Here is a 19612-nt window from a genome sequence, read left to right as displayed (position 1 = left end):
CACTGAGGTGAATGTTTTACAATCTTGCGAGCCCCGCCTTGGTGGGGGTATCGCAGGGTCGATGATGCACCTTGCTGTATCGCAAAAGGAGTTGCCTTGGAGCACCATTCAACCGGCAGGCACGGCGTGAGCTACGCGTCGGCGCAGCGGCGGCAACGCAGGGACATCCCTTCCATCATGCGCCGGGTGACGCTGGGCGTTGTGCTCGTCTGGTTGGCATTTGTGGCAAGCCTGGGCGTGTGGATAGCGCAGCGCCTTACGGCAGAAGAGCTTAAAACCCTGGCGGCAGGCGCCGAATACGAAGCCCAGATAACGGGGCGTGTCGTAGACCGTCTGTTCACCGAGATGGCCAGTGTGGCCAATATGGTGGCCCGTCAGAGCGAGGTCATCCAGCTCGCTGCCCGGTATCGCCATGATCCACCCGGTTTCGCGGCACTCACGCGTGAAGAGCGCGCTTTGAATTTCACCCGTGACCCTTTGGTTCGAAGCGTAGGTGATTTCATGGACCAATTGTCCAGCGATCTCCACTATGCCCGCATCTACATGAACAACCTTTCAGACGATACGGTGACGGCCAGTAACTGGGCGGAGTCGTTCAGCATTGTTGGCCAGATCTATACGGGCAGGGCTTACCTCATCGATGCACTGCGCACTGGCAGTGGTGCCATGTTCGGCATCGCCCGCCTGAACAAGACACCCTCCTATTTCGTAGCCAGCCGCATTGACGGTGCCGATGGCAAGCCACTTGGCTCTGTCACGGTCAAGTTCGATGCCCCGGACATTGCCCTTTATCTCACGGGGCGTCACACAGCCTTGATTGTAAACCGCCAGGGGCGTGTGACTACCGCGTCCAGCGAGCGGTTCATGCTGCGCAACGTGGCGGCGCTGCTGCCGCCTGATATGTCCAAGGCTGCGGATGGCGACGAAGAGCCGGGCGAGCCTATGGATATCCGCCCAATGACCGGAGCGGCTCAGGCCGATCAATGGCTCATTGACGGGCAGCCTTACCTGGTGAGGCGCCAGCCCCTGAACGACGCGCACTATCAGTTGCTGACGTTGGCAACGCTTGACCACCTTCAGCCGATGCGCCAGCAGTACTACTGGACCGCGGCATCTGTGGCAGCGCTGGGGTTAATTCTGATCTTGCTCTCCAGCCGTGTGACCGCGCAGATGTTGATGCGCCGCCAGGAAGAACGCTATGCGGCAAACTATGACGCGCTGACCGGCTTGAAGAACCGGCGTGCAATTCTGGCGGCCTTGCATCGGCATTTCGCGCTGGCGAAACGAACGGGGCAGGGGGTGTTGGTGGCATTTATCGACCTCGACGAATTCAAGGCGATCAACGACACCTACGGGCATGAGGTGGGGGACCAGTTCCTGATCGAAGGCAGCCGACGACTTCAGGGCGGGTTGCGGGCGACGGATGAGCTTGGGCGCTGGGGTGGTGACGAATTCGTTGTGATCGGGTTGACGGCTTCCGTGCATCCAGGCGAGATGGCGCAAACTGTCTCAGCCATGCGCCGACGGCTGGCGCCGCTGCTGATTGGTAGCTACGAATTTGATGAATGCCGTTTCAATTATTCCGGCGCGAGCATTGGTATTACGAGTGTCGACCCTTCTGCGACATCGCTGCAAGCAGCGCTCAAAGCGGCGGATCAGTTGATGTATGCCGATAAAGAGGTGCGGCGGGGGTTGCGGGGGGCTTGAGAGTAGAGCGGGGTTCCATAGCTTTTGAAAGCTAACATGGAACCTGGAAGGTGCGGCACCAGGAGTCGAATTGTAACCTAACCGATTGTTTTTTAATGAATTAATACTGATGGTTCGTGATGGTACCTCATAAAATACCCGCAGCCTTTATTCCATCTTGGCGCAGTGGTTTGTAGCGCAGTCCTCGTAATATCCAACGCCATACCTATACAGAGTCAGAAAAGCTCTAATTGGCGCGCCGAGCGGTGGTGGCCGTGATTCCTTGGAGCTTTAAGATTTTCGTAAGGGAGTAATTAGCCTCTACACAGCCCTTTTGCACGTCTGCATATAAAGAAATAGACACGATGATGGCCATTCAGTAGCATTCGGCCAAGGCCTAAATTCAGGGATGAAAAATGAGCATTGCAGATAAATTTAAAAACTTTTTGGATAATATAAAAGTATCCAACGATGAACAGATCAGTAGTCGATATGGTGAAATAACTCTAGCGCTAAATAAAGAGTTTAGGGATTCTGAATCCAGTACAGCTAATAATCTTCGGGTCGGATCATACGGTAGATGGACAGCGATTAAGGGGATTTCTGATTTAGATATGCTCTATATTATGCCTGCTGGAAAATGGCAGGATTATAAAGATGGCGGGCAGTCTAAACTTCTGCAGGATACAAAGAATGCTATAAAAGCCCGATATCCAAGGACTGATATTTTCGTAGATAGCCCTGTGGTGAGGGTGTTGTATATAAACTTCCATGTGGAGGTGCAGCCCGTATTTAAACAAGATGATGGGAGTTATCTATATCCAGATACAAGAAATGGAGGAAGCTGGAAAACCACAAAGCCCCGTGAAGAAATGGATGCCATGAAAGCGGTTAATGAAGATTATAATCATAACCTCCGCCGACTTTGCAAAATGGCTAGAGCATGGAAAAATAAACACGGTGTAGGTATGGGCGGGTTACTAATCGACACACTAGCTCATAATTTTATCAAATCGAATGATGACTACAAAGAAAAAAGCTATCTCTACTATGATTGGATGAGTAGGGACTTTTTTAAGTTTTTGGCAGATCAGCCTGATAAAGATTACTATGCCGCTCTTGGAAGTGGGCAGCGTGTTAAGGTTAAAGAAAAGTTTCAAAAGGCTGCAAGTAAAGCCTATGACTTATGCTTGAAGGCTATTGAGGATAACGGTAAAGATACAGAAAATGCAAAGTGGCAAAAAATCTATGGACGCCAATTTCCTGCAGCTGTTGTCGTGGAGAAGGCGGAGGCTAGTACTTATGAACAGGATTATAGACGTACAGAAGAGTTCGTAGAGGATAGTTATTCTATTGATGTTCGAGCTAAGCTTAGAATCGACTGCGAGGTAACGCAGAATGGGTATCGCCCAGACTCACTTCGCAACATGCTATTGAACAGATTCAAGCTCAGCCCCAAAAAGACTTTGAAGTTCTACATCGTGGAAAATGACACGGCGGGGGACTACGAAGTGTATTGGAAGGTCTTGAATCGAGGTGATGAAGCGAAACGTAGAGATTGTGTTCGTGGGCAGATTGTCCAAGATTCTGGTTTGAGGAAGATAGAAGAGCATACTAGTTTTTCTGGCGACCACATTGTAGAGTGCTACATAGTAAAAAACAATGTGGTCGTTGCAAAAGATAGAATTCATGTCCCTATTGAGTAAGCAAATATGAATAAGGACGCTCTATTAAAGATTATCGCAGATACTGGGTATAATGTTGGCTTCGGCGGTAGAAAACATTGGGCAACATTCGACATAGTAGATAAGGTCCCTGGTCTTATCAGTTTTTTCTCTATGGCTATTGGTATATTTGCACTGATTTGGGATGAGTTAGGAACAAAAATCCCGTCAGCGTCATTGCTAGTGTTAGGTGTGATTGGCTTATATATTTCATTTTATGACCACAAGAAAAAAGAATATGAAATAACGGCGATAAAACTAACGCGTATATACGAGTCTCTAAGGGATTTGTATAGAGAAGTTGAAGCGCTAGGCGGCGAGCCTCTCATGCCCTACCGTGAAAGGCTTTCAGTGTTGAAAGATGAGTACTATAGTGCTGCCATTAGTAAACAGATTTTGTTTAGCGACTGGTATGCCCATTACAAATTCTTCTGGCAATATCAGATAGATTGGGTCGATGAGAAAAAGCATTTTCGGTTGTTGAGGGATAAAATACCACTGTCATTTATGTTCTGGTGTGTTGTAGTAGTGCTGGCTCTATTGGTTGTAGTATTTAGATCGAATCTGCTTTTGCTTTGTATGAATGTTGGGTCGTAAGGGATTTACACATTAATCGTGGCTTCTGCTGATCGTGGCTTCTGCTGGTTGTGCGAGGGTATAAGTTAATTCTAGTGGTCAAAACTGGCTTAGGTCTCGAGAGAGCATGGACGAATTTACCTTTATATCAGAGATAATTAAAGCTTTAGCTTGGCCTGGGGCAATAATCATTTTGGCTTGCCTATTGCGAAAACCATTAGTTGGGCTTGTTCCTCTAATGAGAAAGCTTAAATATAAAGAACTCGAGCTTGAGTTTTCACAAGAGGTACTTGCCTTAAAGACTGAATCACCTGTTCTGTATTCACCACAAAAAGAGGATCTATCCGCTACTACCTCCAAAGCATTGGACTTGGTGTCCCTGTCTACGCGTGCGGCAATTATGGAAGCTTGGATTGATGTTGAAACAGCGGCAGCAGAGGTTGCTAGTTCATTTTGGAGTCAGTCGCCTAGCGAAGCAATGCGTAATTTCCCGAATTTGGGAGAGTACCTACATCAGTGCAAAGTCATCGATGATAAGCAGCTGGATATATACAGGAAACTTCGAAGCCTTCGCAACAAGGCAGCTCATGCGGAAGAGCTTAATTTAAGTGAGGAAGATGCAACGTCTTATGTCATCATGGCCTTCAATCTGGCTCGGCATATAAAGAGTAATTAGTTTGGGTGTGTAAACTTTGGCTTATTCGTTGGTGGCCCGGAAAGGTTGTATTTAAGTATTGATTAGGGGGTTCTTATGGCACTGGCAGAGTGGTTTAGCACCTTCTGTTACAATATTAGAGTGCAAGATTCAGGTACTATTCCTAGCCGTTATAAGGCCATTACTCGTCGTTTAAATACAGAGTTTTGGAATACTACGTCCGATGTTGCTCACGGACTCTATCTGGGATCGTACGGGCGAAACACTGCGATCCAGGGTATCAGTGATCTGGATGTGCTTTTTCAACTTCCATATTCAGTTTATCAGCAGTACAACAACTATGCTGGAAACGGTCAATCCTCTCTGCTTCAGGCGGTAAAGAGGTCTATTGAGAAAACATATTCTACTACAAGTATCAGGGGCGATGGTCAGGTGATACTTGTCCCATTTACTGATGGAATAACATTCGAAGTATTGCCCGCGTTTATCAATGATGATGACAGCTTTACCTACCCCGATGCGAACGGTGGGGGATGTTGGCGGGTTACCAATCCAAAGCCAGAGATTTCTGCGATAAGGACGAGAAATGGAGTTTGCAACGGAAATCTGGTCCTACTTTGTCGAATGATGCGGTCATGGAAAAGAAAATGGCAAGTACCAATTAGTGGTATGCTAATTGATACGCTTGCTTATCAATTTATTGATAATTGGCAGTATAAGGATAAGTCGTATTTTTATTACGGCTTTATGTGCCGAGACTTTTTTTACTTCATGTCAAATCAAGATAGTAGCAAGGAGTATTGGAAGGCGCCCGGAAGCGGGCAGCACGTTTACGGCAAAGGATTGTTTCAATGGAAAGCCACTAGGTGCTACAATCTTGCACGCGAGGCAATAGAACATGAACTTGCTACTCCCAAGCGTGAGTGGTCAGCGAAGCAAAAATGGAGAGAAATATTTGGAACTTCATTCCCAGACTAATGACTCTCTAGACTCAAGAGCGATCCTGGAGGGGCAATTACGCGAGTGCTATGGACGTGTTGTGTACTCTCATAAAACACATGAGAAGTGTGCAGACATCCTATTGAGCCGACTTTCCAACATCAAGTTTTGGCAGATTGTCCTATCCGCTATAACAACCGGCGGCTTTGTTGCAGCAGCGTTAGGTGGCGGTGAAACTTCAGCGATCGCCGGAATCGTTGTCTCTACAATACTGCTAATATTGAACGCCTACACAAAAAATTACGACCTCGGAGAGCTCGCTCAAAAGCATCGACAGGCAGGCGCTGATCTCTGGATTATCCGGGAAAGATATCTTTCTCTCATCACGGATCTACGAATGGGCGAGAAACCCATTGAAACTCTACAAAAGGTGAGGGATAACCTGTTGGAGCAATTGCATGCAGTCTACTCAGGTGCTCCCAGTACAACATATCAAGCTTATAAAAAGGCGCAGGAAGCGTTGAAGACACTCGAAGATATGACATTCTCCGACGCGGAGATTGATGCGTTTCTTCCGAAAGAACTTAAGAAAGGATAACAATACATTGGCAACATATTTTTTCTTTCGGTATGGCTGCAGGCAGCCTAGGTCAATCACTATTAATTGTAATGCAGAAGGTTTTGCTAACTCTTCGAAGGTTCGTTGAACTGCCACTGTTTTCCTAAGCGAAGGGTAATCAGATTTACTGTGAGGCGGTAGTAATATTTCGTCGACTTGGCGCGCCGGCCCACTTGGTAGCTTAGAAACCACGCAAGGTGTTTTCGCTGCCAGGTCCAAGGATTATCACGATACCATCGATCAGAAATCGCTTTTTGTATAGCGTTAGCTTGTTTGAGGTGGCGCCGACGCGTGGTATGAGAACCAGTCAGAATACTCGTTAGGAATAATTCCATATCGAAATTCTTGCTCATCTTCGGCCTCCTATATAAGCCGACACCACGTTTATACGACAGTGTCCCAGTTCGTGGCTGATTTGCCTCCGGGCCTCACGATCAAGGTTCTTATCTACCTGGTAACACTGGCCACTGTTGACAGGCGCGCGGTGTTTGGTTATTTGCTCATAACGCTCACATGCGAACGCCGCCCGTAACTCATGAAAGCCTTTGAGGTTGTGTGCATGCAGGATGTCCCGCGCAGGGCGAATACCTTCTCGCAGAAGATTCAGGTAGCTTTCGTGTGGCGCAATCAGATTGCGGCTACCTGCAGGCGACACTTGCCGTGCAAACTCAATAGCACCTCGAACATGGTTGTCCACTGATATCCAACGGGGAGCCGTTGCCCCGGCACGGCCACCTTTGGTGCCATCCTGAATGTTAATCCTGCCTAGCTCTTTAGCCTCACGGCTCAGCCGTGGCAGGTCAGCTAGGATGGCCTCACGCAAACGCATGCCGGCGGCTCGCGCTAGTAGAACGATCGCGGCGGCGCGTTGCTGATGTTGGCGGCAAAGTGCATCGACGATCTGCGTAACCTGTTCGCGGTCTTGGCCCTGTGGCACAGACTGTCGAACCCCGGTGCGCTGCATACCCAACGCCTTGCTCGGACTGGGCAACTTCACGTACTGATCACCGCGAAGCGCAGCCATGGCCCTGTTAACGCTGGATAGCCGATTTTGTGCTGTGCTGACAGCGAGATCACCGCGCCTAACCATGTCGCGCAGATACGCCGCATAGTCAGCCAGCACCTCCCGATCAATGAGCCGCGCATCATTGATACCAGGCCCTTGTTCGGAGCGGCACCACTTCACGAATGCCTGCCACCGATCACAGTGTGCCCTCACCGTGCCGTAGTGACCGCCGCCGAACATGTCTTTGAGCGCCTGCGGACCTGCGTAACTCAATTGCCTGCCGTAGCCGAAATTGCGGCCATCGCGTCTACCTACCAATGCCATGTCAGTCACCTCATCTGCCGTGCTCCGATCTCGCCCCACGTCATCCCGCCAAGAATGTTTAGTGTTATCAGGTATCAAGGCCCCTGCGACCTGTGGGGATGTCCTCTAACGCGGGACTGGCGGCTCCTTACGTCCGGGAGCGAGGGCATCTCATGATCTGGCCTCCTGAGCACCGTTACCGGTGGGCGGGTGGAGGCAGTGCTGGCTGACTAAACCAGCGCCTGAAGATCCTGAGCCGGGTGAACGCAGCAATGCGATGACCGGGGCATGCCTGACTGTCAGTCAGGTGCAGTCCATTCCTTGGTCTGCGGCACCATCATCTACAGCGCTGTTGCTGGTGACATCGGCGTTTGTCACGCCGATTGTCACGAGGGGGATTGCCGCAAAGCCATATGCGATCAGGGCTGCAGCAGTGGTAGAAGTGCCCGTCTCTTTCCAGAAGAAAGAGACGGGCACAGTTGGCGCAGGATTCGGCCAAGCGGATAGGTTGCTGCAGGGCAGCGAGGTACGGAGTATCTGGCGCACGAGCGCTATGTGTGTAAGAGCATCCATCACATGGGTAGTGACCGGGCGAGCTGCCGGATGCTAATCGCCCTTGGGGAGAACCACCGCCAAAGCGGAGTGACCTTTAAGGTTCGGGTCACCTGGGGTGCTGTCATCGACAGCGCTTGCAACTCCCGGTCTACGCCTGTGGACAATATTCGTCAAGCAAAGCGATTTCAGGGATTTAGCGCCTGTGGATAAAACTATCCCCCGGTGGACATCTGTGGTTTTCCACAGACGTACGCTGTGCCAGCGTTTTTTTTCTTAGGTATGGTCCATTCAAACGGGGCGGCTTTGCAGCCCCGTTTGAATGGACCCGCGCGGAGGAGCTTCATGCGGTGCTGTGGGTAACTTCACAGCGAGTTGAGGTGGTGGTGCGGCGGGTTACTCGGTCCTCTTGGCACTGCGTAGGCGCGTGACGTTCTCGCCCGTCTGCCTGGCAAACTCATGCGGCGTCACATGGTCCTCACGGTTCGCCTCTAGAAACCGGCTCCACCAGGTCATGATCATCCGGCGCTCTTCGAGGAACTCGGCCTTGTGGGTATAAGCGGCCCGTACGTTGTTGCGTTCCTTGTGACTCATCTGCCGCTCGATAGCCGTCTCCGACCACAGCCCGGACTCGACCAGCGCACTGCACGCCATGGCTCGGAACCCGTGGCCGCAGATATCCACCTTGGTGTCATAGCCCATCGTCCTTAGCGCGGCGTTCACCGTGTTCTCGGACATCGGTTTCCACGGTTTGGCATCCCCCGCGAACACCAGGTCGAACTTGCCGGTGATCGCGTGGATCTGCTCAAGCAAGGCCACTGCCTGCGGCGATAAGGGTACAACGTGGATATCCCCGGCCATTTTTGTACCCCTTGTGGAAAAGGGTACTCCGTCCAGCGCCGGGCGGGTATCGGGGATTTCCCAGATGCCGCGCTTGAGGTCGAACTCGTTCCAGCGGGCGAAGCGCAGTTCACTGGAGCGCACGAACACGTGCAGCGATAGCATCACTGTGAGGCGCGTGAGCGGACGACCTTTGTAGCCGTCGATACGCGCCTGTAGCTCAGGCAACCGCGATAAGGGTAGTGCGGGTCGATGTGTAACCCGTGGCGTTTTGATCGAGCCATCGAGATCGTGAGCCGGGTTCGCCGTGATCAGTCGCAGCCGTTTGGCTTCGCGCATGATGCTTTGCAGGTAGTTCTTGATCCTGAGCGCCACGTCGATGGTGCCGCGCTTCGTCACAGCCTCCAGTGGCTGCATGAGGTCGTGGGTGTCCAACTCAACGATTGCCCTGGCACCTAACAAAGGGAATACGTGAGTCTTCAACCGGCTGAGCACAGTCTTAGCGTGGCCCGGCGCCCACTTCGGCACCATCCCGGCATACCAATCGAGCGCAACGCTTTCGAAGGTTCGGCCATTGATCACGGCTTGCACCTTGGCTTGCTGCTTGGACTGGATAGGGTCAATGCCGTTGGCGAGCTGCTGTTTGAGCTCGAAGCGCTTGTGGCGAGCGTCAGCCAGCCCGACCACTGGATAGTTGCCAAGTGAGGTCAGGCCCTCGCGGCCATCGGGTTTCACGTACCTGAGCCGCCAGCCTTTACGACCATTGGGCTTCACGAGCAGGTAAAGGCCATCGCCGTCAAAAAGCTTGTACTCACGTTCGCGAGCCTTTGCAGTGCGGCAGGCGTTGTCGGTAAGGGGAGCCGTTGTGCGAGCCATAAGGGTACTTTCCAATGTCGAATTGGTAGGTATCCTTAAAAGTACCCTTATTAGCGCTGGCTACCCTCGGAATCCGACGGAACGCCAAAACGAAAAAACCCGCCAGAAGGCGGGTTTTTCGGGGGTTCCAGAGATTTTGAAAGCTTTCTATGGAACCTTGAATGGTGCCGGCACCAGGAATCGAACCCGGGACCTACTGATTACAAGTCAGTTGCTCTACCATCTGAGCTATACCGGCAATGGGGCGTCATTATAACGATCGTTTGGCGCCTGTAAACCACTTCGTTGCGAATGTTCGCAAAAGACCTAAGTCACCGGCCCAAAAGGAGAATTTTCCTACCAGCCGCGGTGGATCGTGGTAACGCTCGGCTCGCTTTTGCCCGGGTTGAAGAACAGCTTGTCGTTGTCACAGCCACGCTTGCGGCAGGGGCTTTCGGTGCGCAGGGGCAGGCCGTTGTCGCCGCCCAGTTGCATGCCGGGGTGGTTCCAGCCCAGGTTGCTGTTGGCGTGAGGCGCGTTGCCGCTGGCGCAGCCGGTCAGGGCCAGGGCGAGGGTTAGCAAGGCGAGGGGTTTGGCTTGGGTCACGATGGTCAGGTCCGTTGGTCCACTGTCGGTTCTGGCGCAACGCCAGAAGGTCGCGGGGCTGGCGGGCAGCGCGCGACGTCACTTTTTAATGATTTGGGGGAGGGATCATACACGGTTGCGAGGGCGGGGTATTAGCCTTGTGTTGCCTGTCAGGGCCTTTTCGCGGGTGAGCCCGTTCCCGCATGGGCCGCGTAAGCGGCTGCAATCTGTGTAAGGTAATTCTGAACGATGGGGGCAGGCGCTTCAGGGTTTGGGCGCTTAGGAAGTATCCTACGCGCGCCGCCGAAGTATCGCTGTTGTCGGGGAAGTGGCTCACGGATACCGTTTTCGGGTCGCTCTGGCGACCGGGTGTGAGAACCCGCCTTTGAACGTATCGGCTGCGTAATGGCGACCGTGCGCGGGCAGACCTTGGTCTGGCCGGGCTTCCTATGTTCACTCGGTTTCTCACCTCGTGCACGGTTGCCGCCTTTGTTCCGTGAGAAAGAATGAACACGGCAACTCCTCTGAACTAGGGAGTTTGAAAATTGAAAACGGTCGATACTGATCCCAGCAGCCCAAAGCCAATCACCACCGCAGGCGTGGAAACCTTCCTCGCAGCCGGTAACCCCTCCCTCAACCTGCTACGCGTACAGCCCGGCATCCCGGTCGATGCGGCCTATGAGCATGTTTCGATCCTGATGGGCTACATCAAGCACCTGGTGCGCGAGGGGGATATGGAGGATGACCATAAATTGCTGGGGGCGGCTGATTACTTGTGCGATATGGCCAAGGCGCTGATGAACGATATCGAGATTGCCAAGAATAAATCGCATTGAAAATGTGAGATTGATGGGGCCGACTTGCGGCCCTTTCGCGGCGCAAGGCCGTTCCTACAAAAGACCGTGCATGCAGCTCTAGTCGCAACCACAAGAAATGTTTATGCACAAGTGGCATTAGCGCCTTGCGCGAAAGGCATGCCGGATTGCTGCGCCGCTGGTCTTTGCGCAAACGCCTGTTTTTACTGGGCTGGACGCGCAAGCAGGAATAAGCCAAGCGCTTGAAATAGCGTTGGGATCCAACAGGTAATCACAAGCTTGTTCACAGAGTTATCCACAGGTTGTGCTGTGGCTAACGGTCGCGCTCTGCGAGGATGAGCAGGTTGCGTGGGGTCAGCGGATAGTCGCAGAACAGGCCCAGGCGCACGTTGTAGCCTTGTTCTTCGAGGAACAGGGCGCGATCGAGCACCAGCCACACCTCCAATGGCCGACGGAACAGGTTGCGCACGCGCTCCAGGTTGCGTACTTCGGCCAGGCGTTGCCAGCCGGCGGCTTCCAGAGCGGCCCAGTCCGGGTTGCCGTTCAAGGGCAGTTGCTTGAGTTCGGCCAGGTCGCGGCAGTACTGCTTGAAGGGCTTTTCCAGCCAGGCTACCGGCAGCGACGGTGTAGGCAGGTATTCGTCGCGCTGGCGTTGCTGGCGTTGTAGCAGGTCGAAGCCCAGGCGCCGGGCCATCGAGATGTCACGTTGGCGCCGCACGCGAGCCCCGGCGGTAACGGTTTCACTCAGGGGCAGGCCCAGATCGTCCAGCGACAGCTGAAGGCCGGACGCTTGCGCGGCTGTGGATAACGGCTGGTAGTGCTGCACTGCAATGCGGTTGTAGCAGCAAGGGGCTATCGCCAATTGCCGGCAACCTTGCTGGCTGGCCAGTTGCATCAGGCGTACATGCAGGTCGCCGCAGGCGTGCAGGGCCACCACGCTTTTTTCACCCGCCAGGTGGCGTGCGCTGTCGCTGGCCATTACATCCTGATGCACATGCTGCGCCGGTAAGTGGTGGTGCGCGCTCAGGGCCTGGCCGGCGGCGACCAGTTCGGCATCGTACTCCAGGCAGGTCAGCTGCTGGCCGGGTTGCAACAGGCGGCGGCCGAGGTGGCCTTTGCCGGAGCACCAGTCCAGCCAGTGGCGGGGTTGGTGGTGGAAGGCCAGGTGGCTGGCGAAGGCTTCGATCTGCTGCCATTTGCGGCCGGGGACTGCGACGTCCAGGCGGTGGGCGGCGGGGGGCAGGTCGGTTGCCGGGAGGTGGCCGAAGGTGGCTAGCTGTTGGGCTTGCTGGGCCAGTTGTGGGAAAGGGGCGGGCAAGGCATCAGCCGCGCTATCGGTTTCGGCGTCGGCCAGTGAGCAGTGGCGCAGGTGGGTGGCCAGCTCGGGGTGGGTGGTTTCCCAGTCCAGCTGTAAGTTGGTGAAGGGGCGGGGTTTCCACAGCTGTTGGTGCTCGATCAGGAACTGGTCGAGGGCCTGGAAGCGGGTGCTTAGGTGCTGGCTGTGGAGGTGGCTGGGCATGGGGGAATGTGTGTTGGTTTTTAGGGCCTCTTCGCGGGCACGCCCGCGAAGAGGCCAGGAGATGTCAGCGCCCTTGGCAGGCATCCACGCGCAACCAGCGCTCCAGCAGCTTGAAACCTTGCACCAGCAAGAACGAGATCACCAAGTAGAACACGCCTGCGGCAAAGAAGATCTCCACCGGCAGGTAGGTGCGGGCGATGATGGTACGGGCCATGCCGGTCAGTTCCAGCAGGGTTACGGTACTGGCCAGGGCACTGGCCTTGAGCATCAGGATCACTTCGTTGCTGTACGCCGGCAGGCCGATGCGCGCAGCACGCGGCAGCATGATGTAGAACAGTGCCTTGCCACGCGACATGCCCAGCGCCCGTGCCGCTTCGATCTCACCTTTGGGGATCGATTGCAGCGCGCCGCGCAGGATCTCGGCGATGTAGGCGGCAGTGTGCAGGGTCATGGTCAACACCGTGCACCAGAACGGATCGCGCAGGTACGGCCACAGCGAACTCGAACGCACGGCATCGAACTGCGCCAGGCCGTAGTAGACCAGGAACAACTGCACCAGCAGCGGCGTGCCGCGGAGGAAGAAGATGTAGCTGAACGGCACAGCGCGCACGTACCAGTGGCGCGAGGAGCGGGCGATGCCCAGCGGGATGGCCAGGATCAACCCGGCAACCACCGCAATGGCCACCAGCTCCAGGGTCAGGACCGCGCCCTCGGCCAGGCGTGGCAGCCATTTGAAGATGACTTCCCAATTCATTATTCGGCCCTCGCAAAGCCGCGAGCGGCACGTTTTTCCATGAAGTGCATGCCGGTCATGGCGATGACGGTCAGGCTCAGATAGATGCAGGCCGCCACCATGTAGAAGGTGAACGGCTCTTTGGTTACGGTCACGCCGATTTGCGCGTGGCGCATGATTTCTTCCAGGCCGATCACCGACACCAGCGCGGTGTCCTTCATCAGGATCATGAACAGGTTGCCAAGGCCGGGCAGGGCGATGCGCCACATCTGCGGCAAAATGATCCGCGAGAGGATGCGGCCCTTGGACAGGCCCAGCGCCAGGCCGGCTTCACGGTGGCCCTTGGGGATTGCCAGGATGGCGCCACGGAACACTTCGGTGGCGTAGGCGCCGAAACACAGGCCGAGGGCGATCACGCCCGCCGCGAAGGCACTCAGCTCAAGGCCCGGCAGGTTCAAGGCCTCGCCGAGGGCGTTCATCAACCCGACGGTGCCGAAATAGATAAGCAGAACCCACAGCAGTTCGGGCACGCCACGAACCAGGGTCGAGTAGAAACCGCCAAGCCATTGCAGTGGCTTGACCGAGGAGGTTTTGGCCAGGGCGCCGAGCAGGCCCAGCACCAGCCCCAGCAGCAAGGCGCAAAGCGCCAGTTTTACGGTCATCAGGGTGCCGGCCATCATGGCCGGACCGAATCCGTGCAGGTCGATATTCATGGGCAGGTCATATTAGGGACTGGCGCGCCACGGGGGCGCGCCGGTCAGGGCGGGTCATTCGATGCTGAACGGGAAGTACTTGTCGTTGATCTTCTTGTACGTGCCGTCGGCCTTGATTTCGGCCAGGGCTTTGTTCAGGTCGTCGCGCAGCTTGGTGTCACCTTTGCGCACGGCAATGCCGATCTTGTCGCTGTCCATCACCGGCTCACCCTTGAACTCGAAGTTCGAGCCGTCTTTGCTCTTCAGCCACTCGTATTGCACGTACTTGTCGGCCAGGATGCCGTCGATGCGGCCGGACACCAGGTCCAGGTAGGCGTTTTCCTGGGTGTCGTACAGCTTGATGTCGACGCCTTTGAAGTTGTCTTCCAGGTAGGTACCGGCCAGGGTGGCGCGCTGGGTGCCGATGACCTTGCCCTTCAGCGACTCTTTGTCAGTCTTGAAGTCGACGTTTTTTGGCGCAATGAACTGCAGCTTGTTGGAGTAGTACGGCTCGGTGAAGTCCACGGCCTGCTTGCGCTCGTCGGTGATCGACAGCGACGACACCAGGAAGTCGAACTTCTTGGCGTTCAGGGCCGGGATGATGCCGTCCCAGTCGGAAGTGACGACCGAGCACTCGACTTTCATCTTGGCGCACAGGGCGTCGCCGATGTCTTTGTCGAAGCCGACCACGTTACCGCTGGCATCCTTGTTGTTGAACGGTGGGTAGGCGGCTTCGATGCCCATGCGCAGTTTTTCTGCGGCCATGGCGTTTGCCGACATCACCAGCGTGGCAGCAGCTGCCAGGAGGAACTTCTTGTAAGTGTGCATGTATTGCTCCGTTAGCGGTGGCTGGACATGAATTGCTTGCAACGCGCCGAGGTCGGGTTTTCGAAGACCTGTTGCGGCGATCCCTGCTCTTCTACCAGGCCCTGGTGCAGGAAGACGACTTCACTGGACACATGGCGGGCAAAGCTCATCTCGTGCGTTACCAGCAGCATGGTACGGCCTTCTTCGGCCAGTGCGCGGATAACGTTAAGCACTTCCTGGACCATTTCCGGATCGAGTGCCGAGGTTGGCTCGTCGAACAGGATGACCTTGGGCTTCATGGCCAGGGTACGGGCAATGGCGGCGCGCTGTTGCTGGCCACCGGAAAGCTGGGCGGGGTAGCTGTGGCGTTTGTCGTAGATGCCAACTTTGTTCAGCAGCGCTTCGGCGGCCTCGATGGCCTCGGCCTTGCTCTGGCCGAGCACGCGGCGTGGCGCCTCGATGATGTTGTCGAGGATCGACATGTGCGGCCACAGGTTGAAGTTCTGGAAGACAAAGCCGATTTCGCTACGCAGGCGGTTGATCTGGCGATTGTCGGCTGCGATCAGGTCGCCGTTCTTGGCGGCCTTGAGCTTGAGGGCTTCGCCGGCAACCAGGATTTCGCCCTGGTGTGGGTTCTCGAGCAGGTTGATGCAGCGCAGCAAGGTGGACTTGCCGGAGCCGGACGACCCCAGGATGGAGATCACGTCACCGTCGCGTGCGGTCAGCGAAATGCCCTTGAGAATTTCCTGCTCGCCGTAGCGTTTGTGCAGATTGCGGATTTCCAGCGCGGGCGTGGCCTGAGCCATGTGCGGTCCTCATGTGTTCGGGTGCGTTCCCAGCTGTTGGCGGCCTTCCTGGCGTGCGCCAAGCTAGCATAGCGGCATTATGACGGCCAACAGGGTCGCCGGGGACTGTGGGCACTGGTGGGGCAGTTTGTCGCATCGCTACAGCGTAACGTCGCGCAGATGTCCGCGAAGGTGTCGCCCAGCACCAGAGCCTTGATGAAAAAAGGCGCGATGGTGCCAGCTTTGGCCCGCTCATGGAAGCGGTTTTGGTCCATTCAAGGGGTAAACCCTACCTTCAGCTAGCAGGCGCGGGTTTACCCGCGAAGGCGTCATGCGTTCGTCAGGTTGTACCCGTGGGTTGCACTTTTTTGCATTGCGGCGGTGCACAGGTGTTACCGTGGAGCACCTTTGGTGCGTTTGTAAGTGGGTATTTCAGTAATCCGATGGTTTGGCGGCCTTTCGGTCAGCCCCTGGCCGAAAGCCCTCCAAACCTTGTCCTAAAAGGCCTCCAGAATTTTCTGACGAATGCATTCAGCACATGGCGTGCTTATTGCCAGTAGGAAACCGCCGATTGCAGCGACGCCTAGGTCAACCCTTGGCGCGCTCCGTACCCGCAGTCGGAGTGGTCCACTCCTTACAAAGGTAGTTTCAATGAGCGGTAACAATTCCAATGACCTCGCTCAGGGGCTCAAACAACGGCATGTCACCATGCTGTCCATCGCTGGCGTCATCGGTGCCGGCCTGTTCGTCGGCTCCGGCCACGCCATCGCAGCGGCCGGCCCGGCCGTGCTGCTGGCTTATGCCGCTGCCGGTACGCTGGTTGTGCTGGTGATGCGCATGCTGGGTGAAATGGCGGTCGCTTCGCCAGACACCGGTTCGTTCTCTACATACGCCGACCGCGCCATCGGGCGTTGGGCCGGTTTCACCATTGGCTGGCTGTACTGGTGGTTCTGGGTGCTGGTGATTCCGCTGGAGGCCAACGCCGCCGCTGCCATCCTGCACGCCTGGTTCCCTGCGGTCGACCTGTGGGCGTTTTCCCTCATCATTACCCTGGCGCTGACCCTGACCAACCTGTGCAGCGTGAAGAACTACGGCGAGTTCGAGTTCTGGTTCGCCCTGCTCAAGGTGCTGGCGATCATCGGCTTCATCGCCGTAGGTTGCGCAGCCATGTTCGGCTTCGTGCCAAGCAGCCAGGTGAGCGGTGCCAGCCACCTGTTCGATACCCAAGGCTTCATGCCCAACGGCTTGGGCGCGGTGCTGGCAGCCATGCTGACCACCATGTTCTCGTTCATGGGTACTGAAATTGTCACCATCGCCGCTGCCGAGTCGAAGGACCCGGGCAAGCAGATTAGCCGCGCCACCAACTCGGTGATCTGGCGTATCTGCCTGTTCTACCTGGTGTCTATTTTCCTGGTGGTGGCCCTGGTGCCGTGGAACGACCCGGCCTTGGCTGAAACGGGCTCCTATCAGACCGTGCTGAGCCGCATTGGCGTGCCGAATGCCAAGCTGATCGTCGACATCGTCGTGCTGATTGCCGTTACCAGCTGCCTGAACTCGGCGCTGTACACGTCTTCGCGCATGCTGTTCTCGCTGAGCAAGCGTGGCGACGCCCCGGCCATTGCCCAGCGCACCACCAAGTCGGCGACCCCGCATGTGGCGGTATTGCTGTCCACTGCAGCGGCGTTCCTCTGTGTGTTCGCCAACTTCGTGGCACCGGCTCAGGTGTTTGAGTTCCTGCTGGCCAGCTCGGGTGCCATTGCGCTGCTGGTGTACCTGGTGATTGCCGTGTCGCAACTGCGCATGCGTGCCCAGCGTGAAGCCCGCGGCGAGAAGATTACCTTCAAGATGTGGCTGTTCCCGGGCCTGACCTGGGCGACCATTGCCTTCATCGTTGCCATTCTGGTGGTGATGGCGCTGCGTGAAGACCACCGTGCGGAGATCATCGCGACTGCGCTGCTGAGCATTGGTGTGGTAGCGGCTGGCTTGCTGGTGCACCGCAAGCGTGAAGCTGCCGGGCGGGTGGCGCTGGATAACTGATTTGCGCTGGCTGTAACGAAAAGGCCGCGCCCTGTGAAGGGCGCGGCCTTTTTTGTTGCCGGTGCCGGCCCTTTCGCGGGCAGGTTACATGGCTCTGTCAGCCAAACTGTTTCTGCTGTTGCTGCTGCTTGGCCACCAGCTCGGAAGCGGCGATATAAGCCTCCTGGAACTCATCGCTCTCCAGCCAGGCCATGGTGGCCTCCTCATCAGCGCCGTCCAGCCATTTGCGGTAGGCGTTGAACACCAGCACGATGTAGTCGGTGGCGTGTTCTTCCTTGTGTCCTTTGAGCACCAGGGCCAGCAGCGGGTCTACCAGGAACACCGAAATCATCGGTACCAGGCCGCCCTCCTGGGCTTCCTTCATCTTGTTGAACATGGCGTCGTAGCTGCCCGATTCCATGGCCTTCTTGTACACCTGCTCGACGCTGGCGCTGTCACCGGCACTGGCCTTGACCGCCTGGCCGCTGCGTACCATGCGGTTCTGCTTGGCCTTGCTGGCGGCGCGCTTGGCGCGTTTCTGTTGCTTGGTAGGGGTGGCCATGGGGTGAATCCTTGGGGGGCGGAAATTGCGCGTATTGAAGCGCAGCTGCCTCGGCGTTTCAACTCGCCAGTGGAGCCGGCTCATCCTCTTCGAACCCGCGCGATGCCTTGCCGACCAGCAGCGCATCCGGGGCGTGGGCCACGCTGTGGTCCTTGCCCGGGTAGTCCAGCGAATGCAGGAAGTGGCGGATGCAGTTGATCCGCGCGCGCTTCTTGTCATCGGACTTGATCACCGTCCACGGCGCATCGGCGGTGTCGGTGTGGAAGAACATCGCTTCCTTGGCCGCGGTGTAGTCTTCCCACTTGTCCAGCGACTTGATGTCGATGGGCGACAGCTTCCAGTGCTTGAGCGGGTCGTCACGGCGCGAAATGAAGCGGCGCAGTTGCTCTTCACGGTTTACCGAGAACCAGTACTTGAACAGCAAGATGCCGCTGTTGCACAGCATACGCTCCAGGTCCGGGGCTTGGCGCATGAACTCCAGGTACTGCAGCGGCGTGCAGAACTCCATCACCTTCTCGACCCCGGCGCGGTTGTACCAGGAGCGATCGAAGAACACCATTTCACCTGCGGTGGGTAGGTGCTGGATGTAACGCTGGAAATACCACTGGCCCTGTTCCTGTTCGGAGGGTTTCTCCAGGGCAACGATGCGTGCGCCGCGTGGGTTGAGGTGTTCCATGAAGCGCTTGATCGTGCCGCCCTTGCCTGCGGCATCGCGCCCTTCGAACAGGATCACCACGCGCTGGCCGGTTTCCTTCACCCAGCTTTGCACCTTCAGCAACTCGATCTGCAGCGCATGCTTGGCTTTTTCGTAGTCCTGGCGTCGCAGGCGGGTGCGGTAGGGGTAGCTCGCCGGCAGGCGCGCCGAGGTGCTGTCTTCGTTGCTGCCTTTGGGGGCGGTGGCCACTTCCAGTGCGGCGGGTTGCTGGCTGATGGTGGTGATCGTCGGTTCCGGCTTGCGCTGGCGTGGGCGCCGGGTGCGGACTGGATTGGTGGCGGGTTCGCTAGGGGCGGGGAGCAGGAGGGGAGATTCTTCGCTCATGGAGGTCCTTGCTGATCGATTCGGATGTCCGTCTCTGATTCTGAAGGTGGGCGAATGCTGGCTATTTGATGCTGGTCAATGAGCAGAAATTGTAGACAACAAAAAACCCGCACTGGGCGGGTTTCTTGTTGTCGCTTCGGGTAACTTTGCAACCACCAGAAGCTTGAAGGTGGTGCCCAGAGACGGAGTCGAACCGCCGACACGAGGATTTTCAATCCTCTGCTCTACCGACTGAGCTATCTGGGCGACGAGGTGAATTAAATAGATTTCCGGACCGCTCGTCAACGACTTTTTGAAAAAATTT

At 56.0% G+C, this 19612-nt stretch carries 18 protein-coding genes and 2 tRNA genes; 8 read left to right on the top strand and 12 right to left on the bottom strand.

Annotated elements, in window-relative coordinates; genetic code table 11:
• Positions 1-96 precede the first annotated feature (96 nt).
• From D906_RS20160 to D906_RS20135, 6 genes are all read left to right on the top strand, one after another.
• A complete protein-coding gene (locus tag D906_RS20160; RefSeq protein WP_027615947.1) occupies positions 97-1707 on the top strand; it encodes a sensor domain-containing diguanylate cyclase in 1611 nt (536 codons plus the stop codon).
• Positions 1708-2102: 395 nt separating this feature from the next.
• The gene (locus tag D906_RS20155) at positions 2103-3392 is read left to right on the top strand and encodes a nucleotidyltransferase (RefSeq protein WP_027615946.1); all 1290 of its coding nucleotides are present in this window, start codon (positions 2103-2105) and stop codon (positions 3390-3392) included.
• A gap of 6 nt (positions 3393-3398) precedes the next feature.
• Positions 3399-4007 (top strand): SLATT domain-containing protein, encoded by a 609-nt coding sequence (locus tag D906_RS20150; RefSeq protein WP_027615945.1) that lies wholly within the window; start codon positions 3399-3401, stop codon positions 4005-4007.
• Positions 4008-4113: 106 nt separating this feature from the next.
• Positions 4114-4662 (top strand): hypothetical protein, encoded by a 549-nt coding sequence (locus D906_RS20145; RefSeq protein WP_081741903.1) that lies wholly within the window; start codon positions 4114-4116, stop codon positions 4660-4662.
• Positions 4663-4737: 75 nt separating this feature from the next.
• Positions 4738-5619 carry a nucleotidyltransferase gene (locus D906_RS20140; RefSeq protein WP_081741902.1) on the top strand — a complete coding sequence of 294 codons (882 nt, stop codon included), beginning with the start codon at positions 4738-4740 and terminating at the stop codon, positions 5617-5619.
• Positions 5540-6178, top strand: coding sequence for an SLATT domain-containing protein (locus D906_RS20135; protein WP_110321041.1), 639 nt, complete (start codon positions 5540-5542; stop codon positions 6176-6178). Before D906_RS20140 ends, D906_RS20135 begins: the two co-directional genes overlap by 80 nt.
• Positions 6179-6548: 370 nt before the next feature.
• Here the strand turns inward: D906_RS20135 and D906_RS20125 are convergent, their stop codons facing one another.
• The 4 genes from D906_RS20125 to D906_RS20105 all read right to left on the bottom strand — a co-directional run bounded on the left by D906_RS20125 (position 6549) and on the right by D906_RS20105 (position 10361).
• A complete protein-coding gene (locus D906_RS20125; RefSeq protein WP_027615942.1) occupies positions 6549-7529 on the bottom strand; it encodes an integrase domain-containing protein in 981 nt (326 codons plus the stop codon).
• Positions 7530-8456: 927 nt separating this feature from the next.
• Complete coding sequence (locus tag D906_RS20115) at positions 8457-9776, bottom strand: integrase arm-type DNA-binding domain-containing protein (protein WP_027615941.1); 1320 nt, start codon at positions 9774-9776, stop codon at positions 8457-8459.
• A 162-nt stretch (positions 9777-9938) separates the two neighbouring features.
• Positions 9939-10014 (bottom strand) — tRNA-Thr (locus D906_RS20110).
• Positions 10015-10112: 98 nt separating this feature from the next.
• Entirely contained in the window at positions 10113-10361 is a 249-nt protein-coding gene (locus tag D906_RS20105; protein ID WP_027610143.1) for a hypothetical protein, read from the bottom strand.
• Between the two features lie 524 nt (positions 10362-10885).
• On the opposite strand from D906_RS20105, the gene D906_RS20100 reads away from it, so the two are divergent.
• Positions 10886-11176 carry a DUF3077 domain-containing protein gene (locus D906_RS20100; protein ID WP_027615940.1) on the top strand — a complete coding sequence of 97 codons (291 nt, stop codon included), beginning with the start codon at positions 10886-10888 and terminating at the stop codon, positions 11174-11176.
• Positions 11177-11468: 292 nt separating this feature from the next.
• On the opposite strand, the gene D906_RS20095 is transcribed toward D906_RS20100, so the two are convergent.
• The 5 genes from D906_RS20095 to D906_RS20075 all read right to left on the bottom strand — a co-directional run bounded on the left by D906_RS20095 (position 11469) and on the right by D906_RS20075 (position 15712).
• Entirely contained in the window at positions 11469-12674 is a 1206-nt protein-coding gene (locus D906_RS20095; RefSeq protein WP_027615939.1) for a methyltransferase, read from the bottom strand.
• Positions 12675-12738: 64 nt separating this feature from the next.
• Positions 12739-13428 carry an ABC transporter permease gene (locus D906_RS20090; protein WP_027615938.1) on the bottom strand — a complete coding sequence of 230 codons (690 nt, stop codon included), beginning with the start codon at positions 13426-13428 and terminating at the stop codon, positions 12739-12741.
• Positions 13428-14120 carry an ABC transporter permease gene (locus tag D906_RS20085; protein WP_016714491.1) on the bottom strand — a complete coding sequence of 231 codons (693 nt, stop codon included), beginning with the start codon at positions 14118-14120 and terminating at the stop codon, positions 13428-13430. The genes D906_RS20090 and D906_RS20085 overlap by 1 nt, the downstream gene beginning before the upstream one ends.
• A 54-nt stretch (positions 14121-14174) precedes the next feature.
• A complete protein-coding gene (locus D906_RS20080) occupies positions 14175-14927 on the bottom strand; it encodes an ABC transporter substrate-binding protein (protein ID WP_011953233.1) in 753 nt (250 codons plus the stop codon).
• A gap of 11 nt (positions 14928-14938) precedes the next feature.
• Positions 14939-15712: an ABC transporter ATP-binding protein gene (locus D906_RS20075; protein WP_003255746.1), complete on the bottom strand. Its 774-nt coding sequence runs from the start codon at positions 15710-15712 to the stop codon at positions 14939-14941.
• A gap of 630 nt (positions 15713-16342) precedes the next feature.
• Between D906_RS20075 and gabP the strand changes: the two genes are divergently transcribed.
• On the top strand, positions 16343-17728 hold the full coding sequence (gene gabP / locus D906_RS20065) for a GABA permease (RefSeq protein WP_019096869.1): 1386 nt from the start codon (positions 16343-16345) through the stop codon (positions 17726-17728).
• 97 nt (positions 17729-17825) lie between these two features.
• Here the strand turns inward: gabP and D906_RS20060 are convergent, their stop codons facing one another.
• From D906_RS20060 to D906_RS20050, 3 genes are all read right to left on the bottom strand, one after another.
• Positions 17826-18269, bottom strand: a complete 444-nt coding sequence (locus D906_RS20060) for a hypothetical protein (RefSeq protein WP_019096868.1) — start codon at positions 18267-18269, stop codon at positions 17826-17828.
• Positions 18270-18327: 58 nt separating this feature from the next.
• Positions 18328-19308: a polyphosphate kinase 2 gene (ppk2, locus tag D906_RS20055; protein WP_019096867.1), complete on the bottom strand. Its 981-nt coding sequence runs from the start codon at positions 19306-19308 to the stop codon at positions 18328-18330.
• A 170-nt stretch (positions 19309-19478) separates the two neighbouring features.
• A tRNA-Phe gene (locus D906_RS20050) sits at positions 19479-19554 on the bottom strand.
• Between the last annotated feature and the right edge of the window lie 58 nt (positions 19555-19612).

The sequence above is a fragment of the Pseudomonas sp. LAIL14HWK12:I1 genome (genome assembly GCF_003202095.1).
Taxonomy (GTDB): Bacteria; Pseudomonadota; Gammaproteobacteria; order Pseudomonadales; family Pseudomonadaceae; genus Aquipseudomonas; species Aquipseudomonas monteilii.
The sequence above is the reverse complement of the archived record's forward strand: the minus strand, read 5'-3'. Positions and strand labels throughout refer to the sequence as shown.

Bases quoted from the DNA above. Each gene is read 5' to 3' on its own strand.
- D906_RS20095 (WP_027615939.1), bottom strand. From the start codon at position 12,674: ATGCCCAGCCACCTCCACAGCCAGCACCTAAGCACCCGCTTCCAGGCC.
- ppk2 (WP_019096867.1), bottom strand. From the start codon at position 19,308: ATGAGCGAAGAATCTCCCCTCCTGCTCCCCGCCCCTAGCGAACCCGCC.
- D906_RS20145 (WP_081741903.1), top strand. From the start codon at position 4,114: ATGGACGAATTTACCTTTATATCAGAGATAATTAAAGCTTTAGCTTGG.
- D906_RS20150 (WP_027615945.1), top strand. From the start codon at position 3,399: ATGAATAAGGACGCTCTATTAAAGATTATCGCAGATACTGGGTATAAT.
- D906_RS20080 (WP_011953233.1), bottom strand. From the start codon at position 14,927: ATGCACACTTACAAGAAGTTCCTCCTGGCAGCTGCTGCCACGCTGGTG.
- D906_RS20060 (WP_019096868.1), bottom strand. From the start codon at position 18,269: ATGGCCACCCCTACCAAGCAACAGAAACGCGCCAAGCGCGCCGCCAGC.
- D906_RS20090 (WP_027615938.1), bottom strand. From the start codon at position 13,428: ATGAATTGGGAAGTCATCTTCAAATGGCTGCCACGCCTGGCCGAGGGC.
- D906_RS20075 (WP_003255746.1), bottom strand. From the start codon at position 15,712: ATGGCTCAGGCCACGCCCGCGCTGGAAATCCGCAATCTGCACAAACGC.
- D906_RS20135 (WP_110321041.1), top strand. From the start codon at position 5,540: ATGAACTTGCTACTCCCAAGCGTGAGTGGTCAGCGAAGCAAAAATGGA.
- D906_RS20115 (WP_027615941.1), bottom strand. From the start codon at position 9,776: ATGGCTCGCACAACGGCTCCCCTTACCGACAACGCCTGCCGCACTGCA.
- D906_RS20085 (WP_016714491.1), bottom strand. From the start codon at position 14,120: ATGAATATCGACCTGCACGGATTCGGTCCGGCCATGATGGCCGGCACC.
- D906_RS20140 (WP_081741902.1), top strand. From the start codon at position 4,738: ATGGCACTGGCAGAGTGGTTTAGCACCTTCTGTTACAATATTAGAGTG.
- D906_RS20155 (WP_027615946.1), top strand. From the start codon at position 2,103: ATGAGCATTGCAGATAAATTTAAAAACTTTTTGGATAATATAAAAGTA.
- gabP (WP_019096869.1), top strand. From the start codon at position 16,343: ATGAGCGGTAACAATTCCAATGACCTCGCTCAGGGGCTCAAACAACGG.
- D906_RS20125 (WP_027615942.1), bottom strand. From the start codon at position 7,529: ATGGCATTGGTAGGTAGACGCGATGGCCGCAATTTCGGCTACGGCAGG.